Annotated in this window: 12 protein-coding genes and 1 pseudogene; all 13 read right to left on the bottom strand. The window is 70.8% G+C overall.

The window, feature by feature from the left end:
- Positions 1–63 precede the first annotated feature (63 nt).
- Positions 64–1,398, bottom strand: coding sequence for an ABC transporter substrate-binding protein (locus ACFWFI_RS30535; RefSeq protein WP_387396384.1), 1,335 nt, complete (start codon positions 1,396–1,398; stop codon positions 64–66).
- A 68-nt stretch (positions 1,399–1,466) separates the two neighbouring features.
- Positions 1,467–2,516 (bottom strand): annotated as a pseudogene (locus ACFWFI_RS30530) (polysaccharide lyase family 1 protein); the annotation flags it as partial.
- A gap of 26 nt (positions 2,517–2,542) precedes the next feature.
- The gene (locus ACFWFI_RS30525; protein ID WP_387396382.1) at positions 2,543–4,093 is read right to left on the bottom strand and encodes a glycoside hydrolase family 43 protein; all 1,551 of its coding nucleotides are present in this window, start codon (positions 4,091–4,093) and stop codon (positions 2,543–2,545) included.
- Positions 4,090–4,914: a DUF6807 domain-containing protein gene (locus ACFWFI_RS30520; RefSeq protein WP_387396380.1), complete on the bottom strand. Its 825-nt coding sequence runs from the start codon at positions 4,912–4,914 to the stop codon at positions 4,090–4,092. Before ACFWFI_RS30520 ends, ACFWFI_RS30525 begins: the two co-directional genes overlap by 4 nt.
- Positions 4,911–6,083 carry a Gfo/Idh/MocA family protein gene (locus ACFWFI_RS30515; RefSeq protein ID WP_387396377.1) on the bottom strand — a complete coding sequence of 391 codons (1,173 nt, stop codon included), beginning with the start codon at positions 6,081–6,083 and terminating at the stop codon, positions 4,911–4,913. The genes ACFWFI_RS30520 and ACFWFI_RS30515 overlap by 4 nt, the downstream gene beginning before the upstream one ends.
- A complete protein-coding gene (locus ACFWFI_RS30510; RefSeq protein WP_387396375.1) occupies positions 6,080–7,453 on the bottom strand; it encodes a pectate lyase family protein in 1,374 nt (457 codons plus the stop codon). The genes ACFWFI_RS30515 and ACFWFI_RS30510 overlap by 4 nt, the downstream gene beginning before the upstream one ends.
- A gap of 5 nt (positions 7,454–7,458) precedes the next feature.
- On the bottom strand, positions 7,459–8,376 hold the full coding sequence (locus tag ACFWFI_RS30505) for a carbohydrate ABC transporter permease (RefSeq protein ID WP_387396372.1): 918 nt from the start codon (positions 8,374–8,376) through the stop codon (positions 7,459–7,461).
- Complete coding sequence (locus ACFWFI_RS30500; RefSeq protein WP_387396370.1) at positions 8,373–9,311, bottom strand: carbohydrate ABC transporter permease; 939 nt, start codon at positions 9,309–9,311, stop codon at positions 8,373–8,375. Before ACFWFI_RS30500 ends, ACFWFI_RS30505 begins: the two co-directional genes overlap by 4 nt.
- 123 nt (positions 9,312–9,434) lie before the next feature.
- The gene (gene araD / locus ACFWFI_RS30495; protein WP_387396367.1) at positions 9,435–11,180 is read right to left on the bottom strand and encodes an L-arabinonate dehydratase; all 1,746 of its coding nucleotides are present in this window, start codon (positions 11,178–11,180) and stop codon (positions 9,435–9,437) included.
- Positions 11,177–12,079, bottom strand: coding sequence for a dihydrodipicolinate synthase family protein (locus ACFWFI_RS30490; protein WP_387396387.1), 903 nt, complete (start codon positions 12,077–12,079; stop codon positions 11,177–11,179). Before ACFWFI_RS30490 ends, araD begins: the two co-directional genes overlap by 4 nt.
- Positions 12,080–12,129: 50 nt before the next feature.
- Positions 12,130–12,786, bottom strand: coding sequence for a GntR family transcriptional regulator (locus tag ACFWFI_RS30485; protein ID WP_387396365.1), 657 nt, complete (start codon positions 12,784–12,786; stop codon positions 12,130–12,132).
- A 262-nt stretch (positions 12,787–13,048) separates the two neighbouring features.
- On the bottom strand, positions 13,049–14,233 hold the full coding sequence (locus ACFWFI_RS30480) for a hypothetical protein (protein WP_387396363.1): 1,185 nt from the start codon (positions 14,231–14,233) through the stop codon (positions 13,049–13,051).
- A partial coding sequence (locus ACFWFI_RS30475) for a 5-dehydro-4-deoxyglucarate dehydratase (protein ID WP_387396360.1) occupies positions 14,230–15,045 on the bottom strand: 816 nt, incomplete at its 5' end. The genes ACFWFI_RS30480 and ACFWFI_RS30475, both read right to left, overlap by 4 nt.

Here is a 15,045-nt window from a genome sequence, read left to right as displayed (position 1 = left end):
GGGTGCGACCCGGACCGCCGCCGGCCCCCGGTCATGGGGGTGCCGGCCGTGGGGACGGCCGGGTCAGCCGTTGCCCAGTTCCTTCCACTCCTTCTGGGCGGCGTTCAGCTCATCGGCGATCTTGTCCAGGAACGCCTTGGCCGTGACCTTGCCGAGAAGCAGCTTCTGGAACTCGGGCTCGTTGTCGGCCTTGCTGATGTTGTTCCAGTCGGGCAGGTAGTACGGCAGGTCGACGATCTTGGTGGAACCGTCGGTGAGGGCCTTCGCGGCGAGCGCGGTCGGCTCGCTCTTGGAGATCCACGGGTCCTGGGCCGCTTCGGTGTTGGCCGGGATGGCGCCCGCGGACTCGTTCCACTTGCTGTTCGACTCGTGCGAGGCCGCGAACTCGATGAACTTCCAGGCCGCGTTCTTGTTCTTGCTGGACCGGAACAGGCCGAGACCGTCGACGGGGTTGGAGACCTGGACGCGCGTGCCGCCCTCCCCGATGGGGGCGGGTATCCCGGCGAACTTGTCCTCGCCCAGGGCCTTCAGGTGGTCCTGGTAGGAGCCGAGGTTGTGGCTGAGCATCCCGATGGTGCCGGTGTCCCACTGGGCGACCATCTTGGTGAAGTCGTTGTTGACGTCGGCGGCCGGTGTCGTCTTCTTGAAGAGGGCGGCGTACTTCTCCAGTGCCGCGACGTTCTTCGGGTCGTTCAGGGTCGTCTTCTCGCCGTCCCAGAACTCCGTGATGCCGGTCTGGCCGTAGACCGCGTCAAGGGCCTGCGCGATGGAGCCCGCGCCGCCGCGGATGGTGTAGCCGAACTTGTTGTTCTTCGCGTCGGTGAGCTTGTCGGCGGCCTCGTAGAACTTGGGCCAGGTGGTGGGCGCCTCCAGTCCGGCCTGCTCGAACAGGTCGGTGCGGTACCAGAGCGCGCCGTTGTTCGCGGAGGTCGGCACGGTGTACATGTCGTCGCCCCGGCCGGCCGCGGCTCTGACGCTCTCGACCATGCCCTCGACGAGCTTGTCCTTCAGCGGCGACTTCTCCAGCCGGCCGCTGATCGGCTCCAGGGCTTCCTGGGACACGATGTTGGCCAGGTAGGCGGTGCCGACGCCGCCCACGTCGGGCAGCCCGCCACCGGCGATGGCCGTGTCGTACTTGGACTGGACGTCCGCGATCGGGATCGGGACGTACTTGACCTTGATGTCCGGGTTCTTCTTCTCGAAGTCCTTGATGATCTCGGTCCAGATGGCGGTGCGCGGACCACCGTTGTTGTCCCAGAAGGTGATCTCGCCCTTCCCGCTGCCCTCCGTGCCTGAGCTGCTGCCGTCGTCGCCACAGGCGGTGGCCCCGAGGGCCAGGACCGCCGTGAGGGACACCGCGGTCGCGGCACGCCCCCGGAGCGTCTTCGAGATGTTCATGTCGGCTCTTCTCTCTCGGATCTGTACGCGTACGTGGGGGGAGGTCAGTGGTGTGTGCGGTGCGGCGCGGTGCCGAGGTACTTCTGCGGACCCGCGTCCCGGGTCACGAGCTTCGGCACGTCGGCCGCGCGGTCCAGCGTGTACGGGTAGAAGTCACGCGGTTCGAACGCGGTGCCCCAGGCGTCGGTACGGCCCGTGGTGTTCCTCAGGATCGATCCGCGCTGGACCAGCTCGGCCGTGGCGTCGGCCTGGAAGGGATGCTGGACGTCCCGGTAGTAGCTGTTCTCGATGACCATCTTCGTGGCGCCGCGCGCCCAGTTCCCGTACGTCCACAGCGGGTCCCCGTCCGCGACCTGCGCGGAGAGGTAGTTGTTGTAGAGGTGGGCGTAGGCGCAGTTGTCGGCGGAAGGGTTGCGCTGCTTCGTGCCGCTGAACCAGTTGTGGTCGATCGTGATCTGTGTGGTGACGTTCTCGGTCCAGCCGATGCCGAGCGCCTTGTTGTGGTTGTCGAAGTGGTTGTACGAGACGGTGATGTACTGACTGTCCTTGCGGATGTCGAGCAGCCCGTCGCCCATGTGCGTCAGCCGGTTGTGGTCGATCCAGACGTGGTCGGCGGTGTCCATCTGGATCGCGTCGAAGTCGGTGGTCTTCCCGTCCCAGTCGCCCTCGACGTAGGAGTCGCGGATGGTGAGGTTACGGATGATGACGTTGCTGGTGCCCGGGTTCAGGTGGAGTTCGCCGTGGACGATCTCGCCCGTGTCACCGGCCCCGACGATGGTCTTGTCCGACGCGACGTCGATGTCGGCGCCGAAGGGTTCGACGGCGATGGATCCGGCCACCCGGATGATGTAGGGCTCCTCCGCACCGGCGTACTTCTCCAGGCCCGCCTGGTCGGTGACGGTGACCACCTCGCCGCCACGGCCCCCGGTGGTGCCGCCCGCCAGCGAGGCGAAGCCGTGCGGTGTGCCGGCCCGGCCGCCGCCGTGCTGCGCGGCGGGCTGCGCCGCGGTGGCGGCCGATGCCCCGCCCGGGGCGGTGGGCAGGAGGAAGGCTGCGGCGAGGGCGAAGGCCGTGAACAGCGTTCTCGCTCTGGTGCGCTCGGTACGGAGGTGCGTCATTGCGGCTCCCATACAGCGGTGCGGGGTCAGATGTTGCGAGGTCTTCCGGTGGTGCGGAAAGCGGTGAAACCGGCTGTTCCGGACGGCCCGTTGCCGGCCGGAGCGGTGGCGAAGAGGCCCAGCAGCGCGCCGACCCAGCGCCAGGGGGTGGCTGCGAAGACCTGGCCGGACGCCCGGAAGCCGGCCCCGTCGCCGGTGTCGGCGTAGAAGCGGCAGCGGGCGCCCCGGGTGACCTCGATCCGGACGCGGACGGCGGCCCCGGGTGCGGGGCGGGGGTGTTCGGCGTCCCGCTCGTGCTCGGCGACTGACTCGGCGTACCGGTGCACGAGCCTGGCCTTCCCGTCGGCCCCGGCCTCCAGGCCGATCCATGAGAAGGCGTCCCCGAGCACGGCGAGTCCGGCCTTGGCCCCCGGTTCGCCGGTGTCCAGCGTGATGCCGACCTCGACGGTGAACTCCTCCGCGGGGAGCCGCTGCACCAGGACGTTGGGCAGGACGCGCAGATCGTGCGCGTACGCGGTGCGTACGCAGCTGAGGCGCAGCCCGTCGCCCCCGTGCCCGACCGTCCAGCCGGTCCGCGGGTTGGCGGTCCACTGCCACTGACGGCCGTACCGCCCGCCGGGGAAGTCGTCGCTGGAGGCCGGTGCCTCAACGGTCTGCTCCGGGGCCTTGGGGCGGCGGTGTCCGAGGACGGGCTCGCCCTCGTCGCCGATGACCGGCCAGCCTCCCCCGTCCCAGCGCATCGGCTGGAGGTGGACCACGCGGCCGTACGCCCCGCGGGCCTGGAAGTGCAGGAACCAGTCCTCACCGGCGGCGGTCCTGACCCAGCCGCCCTGGTGCGGGCCGTTGACCTCGGTACTGCCCTGTGCGAGGACGACCCGCTCCTCGTAGGGCCCGGCGAACGTCCGTGAGCGGAAGGCGCCCTGCCAGCCGGTCTCCACTCCCCCGGCCGGGGCGAAGATCCAGAAGTAGCCGTCGTGCCGGTAGAGCTTGGGGCCCTCCAGGGTGAACCAGCCCGGGATCGTGTCGGCGTCCACGAGGGTCGTGCCCTCGTCGAGCAGTTCGCGTCCGTCGGGGCTCATCCGGTGGCCGGTGAGCCGGTTCTTGATGCCGGAGCGGGACTTGGCCCAGGCGTGCACCAGGTAGGCCTCGCCGGTCTCCTCGTCCCACAGGGGGCAGGCGTCGATCAGGCCCTTGCCCGCCTTGACGAGGTGCGGGGCGCTCCAGGGGCCGCGGATGTCCTCGGCGTTGATCTGCTGGATGCCGTGGTCGGGGTCCCCCCAGAAGATCCAGAAGCGTCCGGCGTGGTGGCGCAGCGAGGGCGCCCACACCCCGCAGTCGTGGCGCGGCACGGCGAAGTCGGCGTCAGGTCCCAGGCGGTCGAGGGCGTGGCCGACGAGGGTCCAGTTGACGAGGTCGCGGGAGTGCAGCAGGGGCAGCCCGGGGACGCGGCCGAAGCTGGACGCGGTGAGGTAGTAGTCGTCGCCGACGCGTACGACGTCCGGGTCGGACCAGTCGGCGTTCAGGACCGGGTTGCGGTAGGTGCCGTCCCCGAGGTCGGCTCTCCAGGGCATCGTCATGCGGCTACCGCCCTGCGGACGTGGGCGACCGCGGCGTCCCGGTCGAGGCGTCCGTCGGCGATGACGGTGACGATCCGGCGCACGACGGTGGCTCCGGCGGCGACGGGGAGCCGGCGGTCCGCGGCGAGCGAGGATCCGACGCCCGGGTATTCGGTGGTCCGTACGAACCACGGGTCGCGCCGGGTCTCCTCGGTGGCGCCGGCGAAGACGAGCGTCCAGCCGTCCCCGGCGAGGGCCAGCCAGTCGGCGGCCCTGCCGTGCACGGCTTCCTCACCGTCGAGCGTTCCGCTGAACACGGCGGGCGGCGCGGCTTCCTTGGGAGCGCGCCAGAAGAATCCGCCGTATCCGGCGCCGGGACGGCCGTTGGTGGCCGGGCTGCCGATGGAGAGGTCCGTGCCGCCGCGGTTGGTGAGGGAGAAGGAGAAGTCCAGCGCCCAGGCCTTGTCGGAGAGTTCGGCGACGGCGACGGTGCGGTGCTCGCGCAGCAGCTCGGTGCCGTCGGCCTCCCAGCTGAGCTCCTCCACGAAGCCGTCCGGGTCGCGCAGCTTCCAGCCGAGGTGGCGCTGCGTCCCGTGGTTGTCGAGCTCGGTGGGGCCCTGGTCGCGGACGAAGGTGCGCCCGCCCCAGAAGTTGTGCCCGGCCACGTCGGGGACCGCCACGGAGGCGCCCAGGTGATGGATGTGGTCGGCCGGGCGCTCCTCGGTCACGGGAGTACCCGCGAGGGTGGTGACGGGGTGCAGGTAGGGCCGGTTGTCCGTCCCGGGCCGGTAGCTGTAGCGGCCGACGGGGCGTCCGGCGCAGCTGAGGAGTGCGGTGGTCATGGTGTGCTCACCTCGCTGGGGCGCGCCCAGGAGGCGCCTAGTTCGGAGAAGAGGGTGAGGGTGTCGGCCGCGGCGGCGACAGTGCCGTCGATGCCGCGGACGATGCGCCTTACGCCGTCACCCTTGTCTGCGGGCCGGGTGTGCCAGGCGGTGGCGGGCAGCGCGGTGGGCTCGGGGGCGGTGCGTACGGCCTCGAGGACCCGCATGAACGCGCCGGTGCGCTCCGGCGGCACGAGGAGCGCGGTGCCGTGCTCCAGGTGGTCGACGAGGTTCTCCAGGAGGTCGGTCCGTCCGTGCACGGCCTCCTCGGGGCCGTGTCCGGCGCGCTGGACGAGGACCCGGTCCTGCTTGTACCAGAAGGTGATGCGGCCGCGGTCTCCGTGGACGATCACATACGGCTCGCCGGCCTCCTCCGCGCAGAGGGTGACCGCGACGGTCACCGGCAACCCGTCGGTGGTGGTGACACGGACGCAGCTGGTGTCGTCGGACTCGATGTCGTGGGCCCGGAACAGCTCGGTCTCGATGGACGCCACGTCCTCGGCCGTTCCCCGGCATGCGAGTTCGAGTGCCGTGGCGACGGCGTGCGCCAGCGGGTTGGTGAGCACCCCGTCGACGACGTCGGTCCCGCCCATCCTGCGGCGCCCGGCCCACGGTGCCCGCCGGAAGTAGGCGTCGTCGCGGACCCAGGCCCCTGCGGCGCCGACGCCCCGGACGGTGCCGATGGCTCCGGAGCGTACGAGGTCCTTGATGGCGGCCACGGCGTGCGACCCGAAGGACTGGAAGCCGATCTGACAGGCGGTGCCCGCCTCCCTGACTCCGTCGGCCATGCGGGCGTAGTCGGCCCAGGTCGCGGCGGGCGGCTTCTCCAGGAGCAGGTGGACGCCACGGGCCGCCGCGGTCAGGGCCAGCGTGGTGTGCGTCGGGATGGGCGTGCAGATGATGGCGACGCGCGCGCCGGTGGAGTCCAGGAGAGCCCCGAAGTCCGCGGACTGCTCGGGCATCTCCCCGGCGGACATGTCGAGTTCGGCGTCGGTCAGCGGGTTCAGCTCGCAGACCCCGGCCAGCCGGACCAGCCCCTGGTGCTGGAGCCGGCGGATGTTGGCGAGGTGCCAGCGTCCGTGGCCGCGGGCGCCGGCCAGGACGAGGGGCACGGGGGTGGTCGCGCTCATCGGGCGGCCCTCCCCGCTCCGGCCCCGCGGGCCACGTCGGCGGCGGCGCGTGCGGCGCTGTCGACCGGGCCGTGCAGGGCGGGTGTCCAGCCTGTGTCGGTGGCGAGGTCGGTCTCACTGCCCGAGTTGTAGGCGTTGTAGATGGAGACCAGGTCGACCGGGAAGCCGTTGAACACGGTGCCGCGCTGGGTGAGGGCGCTGCCGTTCCAGCTCTTCAGCAGGTCGGCGACCTCGACGTGCCCCGGGGCTTCGAACGCGTTGTTCTCCGCGACGATCCGGGACTCGGTGGAGACGCCGAGGGAGTAACGGTGATCGCCGTCCTCGGTGATGACGTAACGGTTGTTGTAGACGTGGACCTGGCCGAAGCGGACCCGGGGCGCACGCTGCACGACGGAGTGGAACTCGTTGTGGTGCAGGGTGACGCGGAGCTTGCCGCGGTCGGTGGTCACGCCGTCGCCGTTGCCGATGAGCATCGCCTTGTCGTGGTCGGCGAACCGGCTCCAGGAGACGGTGACGAGGTCGGAGCCGTTGGTGATGTCGAGGAGTCCGTCGTGGCGCAGGTAGTTGCGCCCGAAGTAGGTGGGCTCCCGGTCGTCCGGGTGGCCCTTGTCGCTCGCGGTGACATGGTCGACCCAGACATGGGTGGCGCCGCGCAGCCACAGCGTGTCGTACGCGGTCTTCCAGTCGCCGAGGCCACCGGTGTTGGGCTGCCAGGCCGGGAAGCAGTCGTAGGCGTCGCGGAGTTCGAGGTTGCGGATGATGACGTTGTCGGCGTCCTTGACCTGGAGGCTCGCGCCCTTGAGCACGGCGCCTGTGCCGGTACCGACGATCGTGGTGTTCGAGCCGACCGCCAGTTCGACACGTTCGGCCTGACGGGCGGCGGACGCCTTGCGGGCGTCCTCCTGCGGTCCGGCGGGCTTGGCGCCGCCCCATGTACGGGGGTCGTAGGCGGCCAGGTACGCGTCGAGGCCGTAGCCGTCGGTGGCGTAGTCGGCGCAGTCCAGCCGTCGTCCGCGGTCGTCCGTGTTGGCGTCGATCGTGCCGGCCACACGGATGATCTTGGGGACGGAGCTGCCGCCGTCGAGCGCCGCGACGAGCTGGGCCCGGTTGCGCACGGTGAGGACATGGTCCTCGTCGGCGGCCGAGCCTCCGGTCGTCCCCGTGCCTTCCGCGGCCCAGCCGTCGTTGTCGGCGAGCACCTCCCGGCCGAGATCGCGGCCGGGTTCCCGGCCGGCCGCGGCCGCTTCCGGCGCCGTGTCCGGCGACGCGGTGGCCGCCCGGGCGCCCGGCTGGAGGGCCAGACTGCCCAGCAGCAGGGCGAGCGCGGCGGCGGCGCGGCGCGCGGTGCGGGGGCGGAGCTTCCAGGTCATGTCCGTCATCCCTTCACGGCGCCGGCGCTGAAGCCGGTGATGAGCCACTTCTGGATGAAGGCGAAGACGATCACCACGGGCACGGCGGCGATGACACCGCCCGCGGCCAGCGCCCCGAGGTCGACGCTGTCGGCGCCGATCAGGGTGTTGAGGCCGACCGGGATCGTCTGCTTGTCCTGTTCGCTGAGGAACATCAGGGCGAACAGGAAGTGGTTCCAGCTGTGCACGAAGGCGAACGACCCGACCGCGATCAGCCCGGGGCGCAGCAGCGGCAGGACGACGGCGCAGAAGGCCTTGAAGCGCGAACAGCCGTCCACCCAGGCGGCCTCTTCGAGGGAGACCGGCACGTTCTTGATGAATCCGCTGATCAGGATGATCGACAGGGGGAGCTGGAAGACGGTCTCCGCGATGACGACACTGCCCAGGGAGTTGATCATCTGGAGGTTCTTGAAGATCTCGAAGAGCGGCACGAGCATCAGGGCGCCCGGGATGAACTGCGAGCACAGCAGCGCCAGCATGAAGGCGCCCTTGATCTTGAAGTCGAACCGGGCCAGTGCGTAGCCGCCGGCCAGCGCGACCAGGGTCGTGGCGATCAGCGTCGCGACGCCGACGATCATGCTGTTCTGGAAGAAGAGGGCGAAGCTGCGCTCGTTCCAGACCTTGGAGAAGTGGTCCCCCGTCATCGGCCAGGGCACCAGCGAGGTGGAGCCGGCGGGCCGTACGGCGAAGAGGAACATCCAGTAGAACGGGATGAGGGTGAAGAGCAGGTAGATGCCGAGCGGCACATAGATCTGCCAGCGCGGTACGTCGTCGAAGGCACGCTCACGCTTGGCGCGGCGGTGCGAGGAGGGCGGCGGGACGTCGTTCCCCCGGGACGGTCCCGGCGTGCGGGCGTCGTTCTTCTCCACGAGTGCGGCAGTCACTTGTTGTCGCCTCCGAACTTGCTCAGGCGCAGATAGACGATCGAGCAGAAGAGGAGGATCACGAAGGCGACGGTGGTGAGCGCGGAGGCGTATCCGAAGTCGTGGCCCTCGATGCCTGTATTGGCGACGTAGAGGGGCAAGGTGGTGGTCTCGCCCGCGGGTCCGCCGCCGGTGAGGGTGTAGAGCAGGTCGACGTTGTTGAACTCCCAGACCCCGCGCAGCAGGGTGGCCAGGATGATCGCGTCGCGCAGGTGCGGGAGCGTGATGTGGAAGAACTGCCGCATCCGGCCGGCGCCGTCCACCGACGCCGCCTCGTACAGCTCCTTGGAGACGGACTGCAGGTCGGCGAGGATGAGGATGGCGAAGAAGGGGACTCCGCGCCAGAGTTCGGAGACCGTCGCCGCCCAGAAGACGGTCCCGGTGTCGGAGAGGACCGAGGTGCCGTACTCACCGATCCCGGCGTCCGCGAGGTAGCGGCTGAAGCCGGTCGAGGAGTTGTAGAGCAGGATCCAGATGGTGCTGGTCAGCACGCCGGAGACGGCCCAGGGCGAGAAGACCATGGCGCGGGATATGCCGCGGCCGACGAAGGTCTGGTTGACGATCAGCGCGAGGGCCAGGCCGAGAGCGAGCTGCAGGGTCACCTGGGTGAAGACCCACTGGGCGCTGAAGCCGAGCGTCGGCCAGAACTGCTCGTCCTCGGTGAAGATCCGGGTGAAGTTGTCGAAGCCCGCGAAGCCGTTCCGCCACGGCTTGGTGACGTTGTAGTTCTGCAGGCTGTAGTAGAAGACGCTGATCACCGGGTAGGCGATGAAGCCCAGCATCAGCAGGCCCGCGGGCGCGATCAGCAGATACGGCAGGCGGCGGGGGGTGGCCGAGCGGCGCTTGGACGCCTTCCCCTTGGGGGGCGGTGTGGCCACGGCTGCGGATTGGGCCATGACGCGTCTCCGATCTCTGGAAAGTGCTGGATGTGCCGTGCTTTCGGTGCATGGTGCAAGCGCTTACCGCATGCCGTTCGGTATTTCGGACGAGGCGGTGCGCTGAATTCTGTTCGCCCGGGTTCAGCCCGCGTACGGGTCGGGCACTTCTCCCTGCCTGGCCAGGAACGTGAAGTCGCAGCCGGTGTCGGCCTGGGTGATCTGGTCCTGGTAGAGCGCCCCGTAGCCGCGCCCGTAGCGGGCGGGCGGCTCGGTCCACTCGGACCTCCGGAGTTCCAGCTCCTCGTCGGACACGTCGAGATGGAGGAGCCGTGCCTCGACGTCCAGCGTGATCAGGTCACCGGTGCGGACCAGTGCGAGCGGTCCACCGACGAAGGACTCGGGTGCGATGTGCAGGACGCAGGCCCCGTAGCTGGTGCCGCTCATCCGGGCGTCGGAGAGCCGCACCATGTCCCGTACGCCCTGCTTCAGCAGATAGTCCGGGATCGGCAGCATGCCGTACTCGGGCATGCCGGGCCCGCCCTTGGGGCCGGCGTTGCGGAGCACCAGCACATGGTCCGGGGTGAGGGCCAGGGCCGGGTCGTTGATGGTGCGCTGCATCTCCTTGTAGTCGTCGAAGACGACCGCGGGGCCGGTGTGGCGCAGCAGGTGGGGCTCGGCGGCGATGTGCTTGATGACCGCGCCGTCCGGGCAGAGGTTGCCGCGGAGGACCGCCACACCGCCCTCCTCCGCCAGCGGGTTGTCGCGCTCCCGGATGACGTCGGGGTTGTGGACGAGCGCCCCGTCGAGCTGTTCGCGCATCGTGCCGTGCGCGACGGTGGGCCGGTCCAGGTGGAGCACGTCGGTGAGCCGCGCCAGGAATCCGGGCAGGCCTCCGGCGAAGTGGAAGTCCTCCATCAGGTACTTCCCGCCGGGGCGGAGGTTGGCGAGGACGGGCACGGTGCGGGCGATGCGGTCGAAGTCGTCCAGGGTGAGCTTCACCCCGGAGCGGCCCGCCATCGCGATCAGGTGGATGACGGCGTTGGTGGAGCCGCCGAGCGCGAGGACGGTGGCGACGGCGTCCTCGTAGGCGTCAGCCGTGAGGATCTGCGACAACTTCAGCTGCTGCCACACCAGTTCGACGATCCGGATCCCGGACTCCGCGGCCATCCGGTCGTGACCGGAGTCCACGGCCGGGATGGACGAGGCACCCGGCACCGTGACGCCCAGCGCCTCGGCGGCGGCAGTCAGGGTCGAGGCGGTGCCCATCGTCATGCAGTGGCCCGGGGAGCGGGCGAGCCCGTTCTCCAGCTCGGCCATCTCGCAGTCGCCGATCAGGCCGGCCCTCTTGTCGTCCCAGTACTTCCACATGTCCGTGCCGGAGCCCAGGACCTCGTTGCGCCAGTGGCCCGGCAGCATCGGCCCGGCGGGCACGAAGACCGTCGGCAGGTCGACGGACGCGGCGCCCATCAGGAGCGCGGGCGTCGACTTGTCGCAGCCGCCCAGCAGCACGGCGCCGTCGACGGGGTAGGAGCGCAGCAGCTCCTCCGTCTCCATCGCCAGCATGTTGCGGTAGAGCATCGGGGTGGGCTTCTGGAAGGTCTCGGAGAGCGTGGAGACCGGGAATTCGAGAGGGAAGCCGCCCGCCTGCCAGACGCCCCGCTTGACCGCCTGCGCGCGCTCGCGCAGATGGACGTGGCAGGGATTGATGTCGGACCAGGTGTTGAGGATCGCGATGACCGGCTTGCCCAGGTGCTCCTCGGGGAGGTAGCCGAGCTGCCGGGTGCGGGCGCGGTGGCTGAACGAGCGGAGCCCGTCCGTGCCCCACCACTGGTGGCTGCGCAGCTCCTCGGGAGTGACGCGGGGGCCCGCTGTGCCGGTGTCGCTCATATGGACCACCCGGCGACCAGGCCGGCGACCTCGGCGCGCTGCTCCTCGGGCAGCGCCCGGCTCGGTGCGCGTACGTCGCGGCGGCAGAGCCCGAGCGAGGCCAGGGCCTCCTTGACGACCGTCACGTTGTTGGCGGACTGCCGGTCGGCGCGCAGGTCCTCGAAGCGGCGGATCTGCTCCCAGACCTTCATCGCCGCGAGGTAGTCGCCCGCCCGCAGGGCCTCCAGCATGGCGAGCGAGACACCGGGGGCGACGTTGACGAGTCCGGAGGTGAAGCCGGTGGCGCCGGTGGCGAAGTAGGAGGGGGCGTAGAGCTCGGCGAGTCCTGCGACCCACACGAACCGCTCCAGGCCGGCGTCCCGGGCGAAGGCTCCGAAGCGGGCGACGTCCGGGACGGCGTACTTCACGCCGATGACGTTGGGGCAGCTGTCGGCGAGCTCGGTGAGGCGTTCACCGGCGAGCAGCGGGTTCCGGACGTACGGGACGACCCCCAGTTCGGGAACGGCCTCGGCGATGGCCCGGTGGTAGTCGACCCAGCCGTCCTGCGAGACGTAGGGGTGCACCGGCTGGTGCACCATCACCATCTCGGCCCCGGCCTCCCTGGCGTGCTCTGCGGCGGCCACGGCGGTCGGCACGTCGTGGCCGACCCCCACCAGGACGGTGGCACGGCCCCTCGTCTCCTCGATGGTCAGCTCGGTGACGGTACGCCGCTCGTCGGGGGTGAGCGCGTAGAACTCACCGGTGTTGCCGTTCGGGGTGACGATGCGGACGCCGCCGTCGAGCAGCCGTCGCAGCAGGGCGCGGTGCGCCGGGATGTCGATGCTCCCGTCCTCGGCGAACGGGGTCACCGGGATCGCCACAACGTCTGCGAGGGCCGCCTTCAGCGGGGAGAGGTCCATGCGGACTGGCCTTTCGTCGAGGTGCTGGTCATCCATGTCCAGCTGGTGGTTCACGCCGTGTCACCCCCGTCTTCGTCGTCGGGGAAGGCACGGCGCACGAACGATGCGATGTGGTCGTGCAGGGCCTCTGCGGCGGCTGCGGCGTCGTCGGCGAGGGCGAGCCGCAGGATCTCGCGGTGCTCGGCCGCCTCGCGCTCCCAGGACGGGATCGCCGACCATGCCACGGTCGACACGAGTGCGGCCTGGTCGCGGATCTCGTCGAGCATCCGGGCGAGCAGCGGGTTGCCGCAGGGCAGGTAGAGGGCGCGGTGGAAGTCCCGGTTGGCGAGCGACCTGTCCGCCTTGTCGACCGCCGAGTCGGCGCGCTCCAGGGCCTCCTGGGCCGCTTCCAGCGAGACCTTGCGGGTGATGGAGCGGCGCAGCGCCTCCGGCTCGAGGAGCAGGCGCACGTCGTACACCTCCCGGGCCATGGTCGCGTCGACGAGCCGCACGGTGGCACCCTTGTACTGGCTCATGACCACGAGTCCGGTGCCCGCGAGCGTCTTCAGCGCCTCGCGTACGGGGGTCTTCGACACCCCGAACTGCGCGGCGAGTTCGGTCTCCACGAGCGCCTGTCCTGGTTTCAGCTGCGCGGTGAGGATCGCGTGCTTGATCGCCTCCAGCACGTACTGGGTCCTGGACGGAATCGGGGCAGGCGCAAAGGTCATGGGTGAAGAGCTCTCGCATCTCGCGTATGGCGTCTCATATATGACGTACGAAGTACGACGCGATGAAGCTAGAGCGGTGGGAATGTTTCGTCAACGCTTCTGGCAAAAGAAGTTCGGCGAACGTGGACCCGGGGCACTCCGGGGGCCCGACGACACGGCCCGGCGCGCCCGGAGCGGAAACGGCACAGGCCCCCGGCGACATGCCGGGGACCTGCGCTTCGAGCGTGTTCGAAGGTGTTCGAGGGCGGGAGAGGCTCCGGGGTCAGCCGCCGCGGACGGCGGAGAGGGCCTTCGTGACGTCGCCCAGGTCCGGTCCGGAGGCCAGACCCGCGTGGTAGAGGCGCAGTTCGTTCGCACCGAGCGAGGCCGCGTGCGCGGCGTCCCGCTCCAGTGTGCCGGGGCTGCCGCCCATACCGCTCACCACGCTGAAGTTCGCGGCCAGCACTCCGGACAGCCCGGCGAACGGCCCGAGCACCGCCTCGCGTACCGCGTCGCCGCCGGTGCAGGGCAGCACGACACCGTCCGCCGTGGACAGGATGTGGGCGGGGTCCGTCCCCACGTTGGCACCGGTGCGGTAGGAGGCGGGGTCGGCGTGCAGCAGGACCTGGAAGTCCGGCCCCGGTGCCGCGGCTCGCACGGCGGCGACGGCGGCCTCCTGGAGGCCCCTGGCGACCTGTCGGCGCCACCGCAGGGTGGCGTCGGCGAGGCCGGCGCCGAGCAGCTTCTCCACACCGGCCCAGCCCTGCTCGCCGGATCCGGTTCCGGACCAGACCGGTTCCAGGGCGCGGCGTACGGCGGCGCGCAGCTCCCCCGCGTCCAGCCCTGCGGAGGCGTAGCCGGCCCGGCAGTCGGCGCAGAAGCAGAGGGACATCAGGTACTGCGCGGCGTCCCCGAGGGTGACCCCCGAGGTCTTGTCGTGGGCGTGCAGATGGGCGAAGCCGTACCAGCCGCACGACTCCAGCTCGGTGCCCGACGTCCCGGGGCGTACGGCCGCCTCGGCCGCCAGGTCCACCAGGTAGGCGTGGACGGCCGGCTGGGCGATGCACGGCGCCCAGGGGTAGCGGTCGCCGTAGGCGTTGACCACGGAGGTGCCCGGATGCTCCGCGCCCAGACGGGAGTTGTGCGCGAGGACCACCCAGGAGTGCACCTGCAGGCCTGCGCCCGCCAGGGCCTCGGCCGCCTCTGCGTACGGGTCCTCCCCCGCCACCCAGGACTGTGCGTAGGGGCGCAGACCGCGGCCTGCCCAGCGCGCGGCGTCGGGCGGGTAGAGCACCGCGGCGTGTTCGGCGGTGACGATGCGGCGGCCGGGGTGGCGCGGGGTCAGGGCCCGGGTGGAGTGGTAGGCGGAGGCGAGTGTCACCTGCTGGACGCCGAGACCGGCGAGTCGCGCGGCGGCGTCCGGGTCACCCACGACGTCCCAGGGGTACAGGAAGGCGGAGGCTTTCACTTCGTCTCCCCCGCACGGTACTTCTCCAGCAGGGCGCGGCCGTTGGCGATGATCGAGGTCAGCTCCTCGATGTGCGCGGCCGAGGGCTCGGTGAGCGGGGTGCGCACCGGGCCGACGTCCAGGCCCTCGAGCCGGACGGCCGCCTTCACGAGCGACACCGCGTAACCGCGGCCCTTGGCCCGCAGTTCGACGAGCGGCCGGTAGAAGTGGTCGAGCAGCGCGTTGACCAGGTCGTCGTCGCCGGCCTCCAGCGCCCGGTAGAAGGCCAGGGCGATGTCGGGGGCGAAGGCGAAGACGGCGGAGGAGTAGAGCGTGACGCCGATGCCCCGGTAGGCGAGCCCGGTGAGTTCGGCGGTGGGCAGCCCGTTGAAGTAGAGGAAGTCCTCGTCGGGCAGCGCGGTGCGCACGGCGCTGACGATGCGCTGCATCAGGTCGAGGTCGCCGACGCCGTCCTTGAGGCCGATGATCCCGGGAGTCCGGGCCAGGGCGACGACGGTCTCCGGGGTGAAGACCGCGTTGTCCCGCTGGTAGACGACCGTCTCCAGGGAGGTGGCGGCGGCGAGGGCGGCGTAGTGGGCGAGCAGCCCCTCCTGGCCGGCGACGACGAGGTAGGGCGGCATGGCGAGGAGCCCGTCCGCCCCCGCCTCCTCGGCGAGCTTCGCGTACTGGATCGCGAGCGCCGTGCCGTAGCCGGCGCCTGCGACGACGGGCACCTGTCCCGCGGCCTCCTCGACGGCCGCCTGGACGACGAGCCGGAATTCCTCCGGGGCCAGCGCGTGGAACTCGCCGGTGCCGCAGCAGGCGAAGACGGC

It is taken from the genome of Streptomyces sp. NPDC060209, assembly GCF_042728155.1.
GTDB lineage: Bacteria > Actinomycetota > Actinomycetes > Streptomycetales > Streptomycetaceae > Streptomyces.
This window is presented reverse-complemented; position numbering and strand designations above follow the sequence as displayed.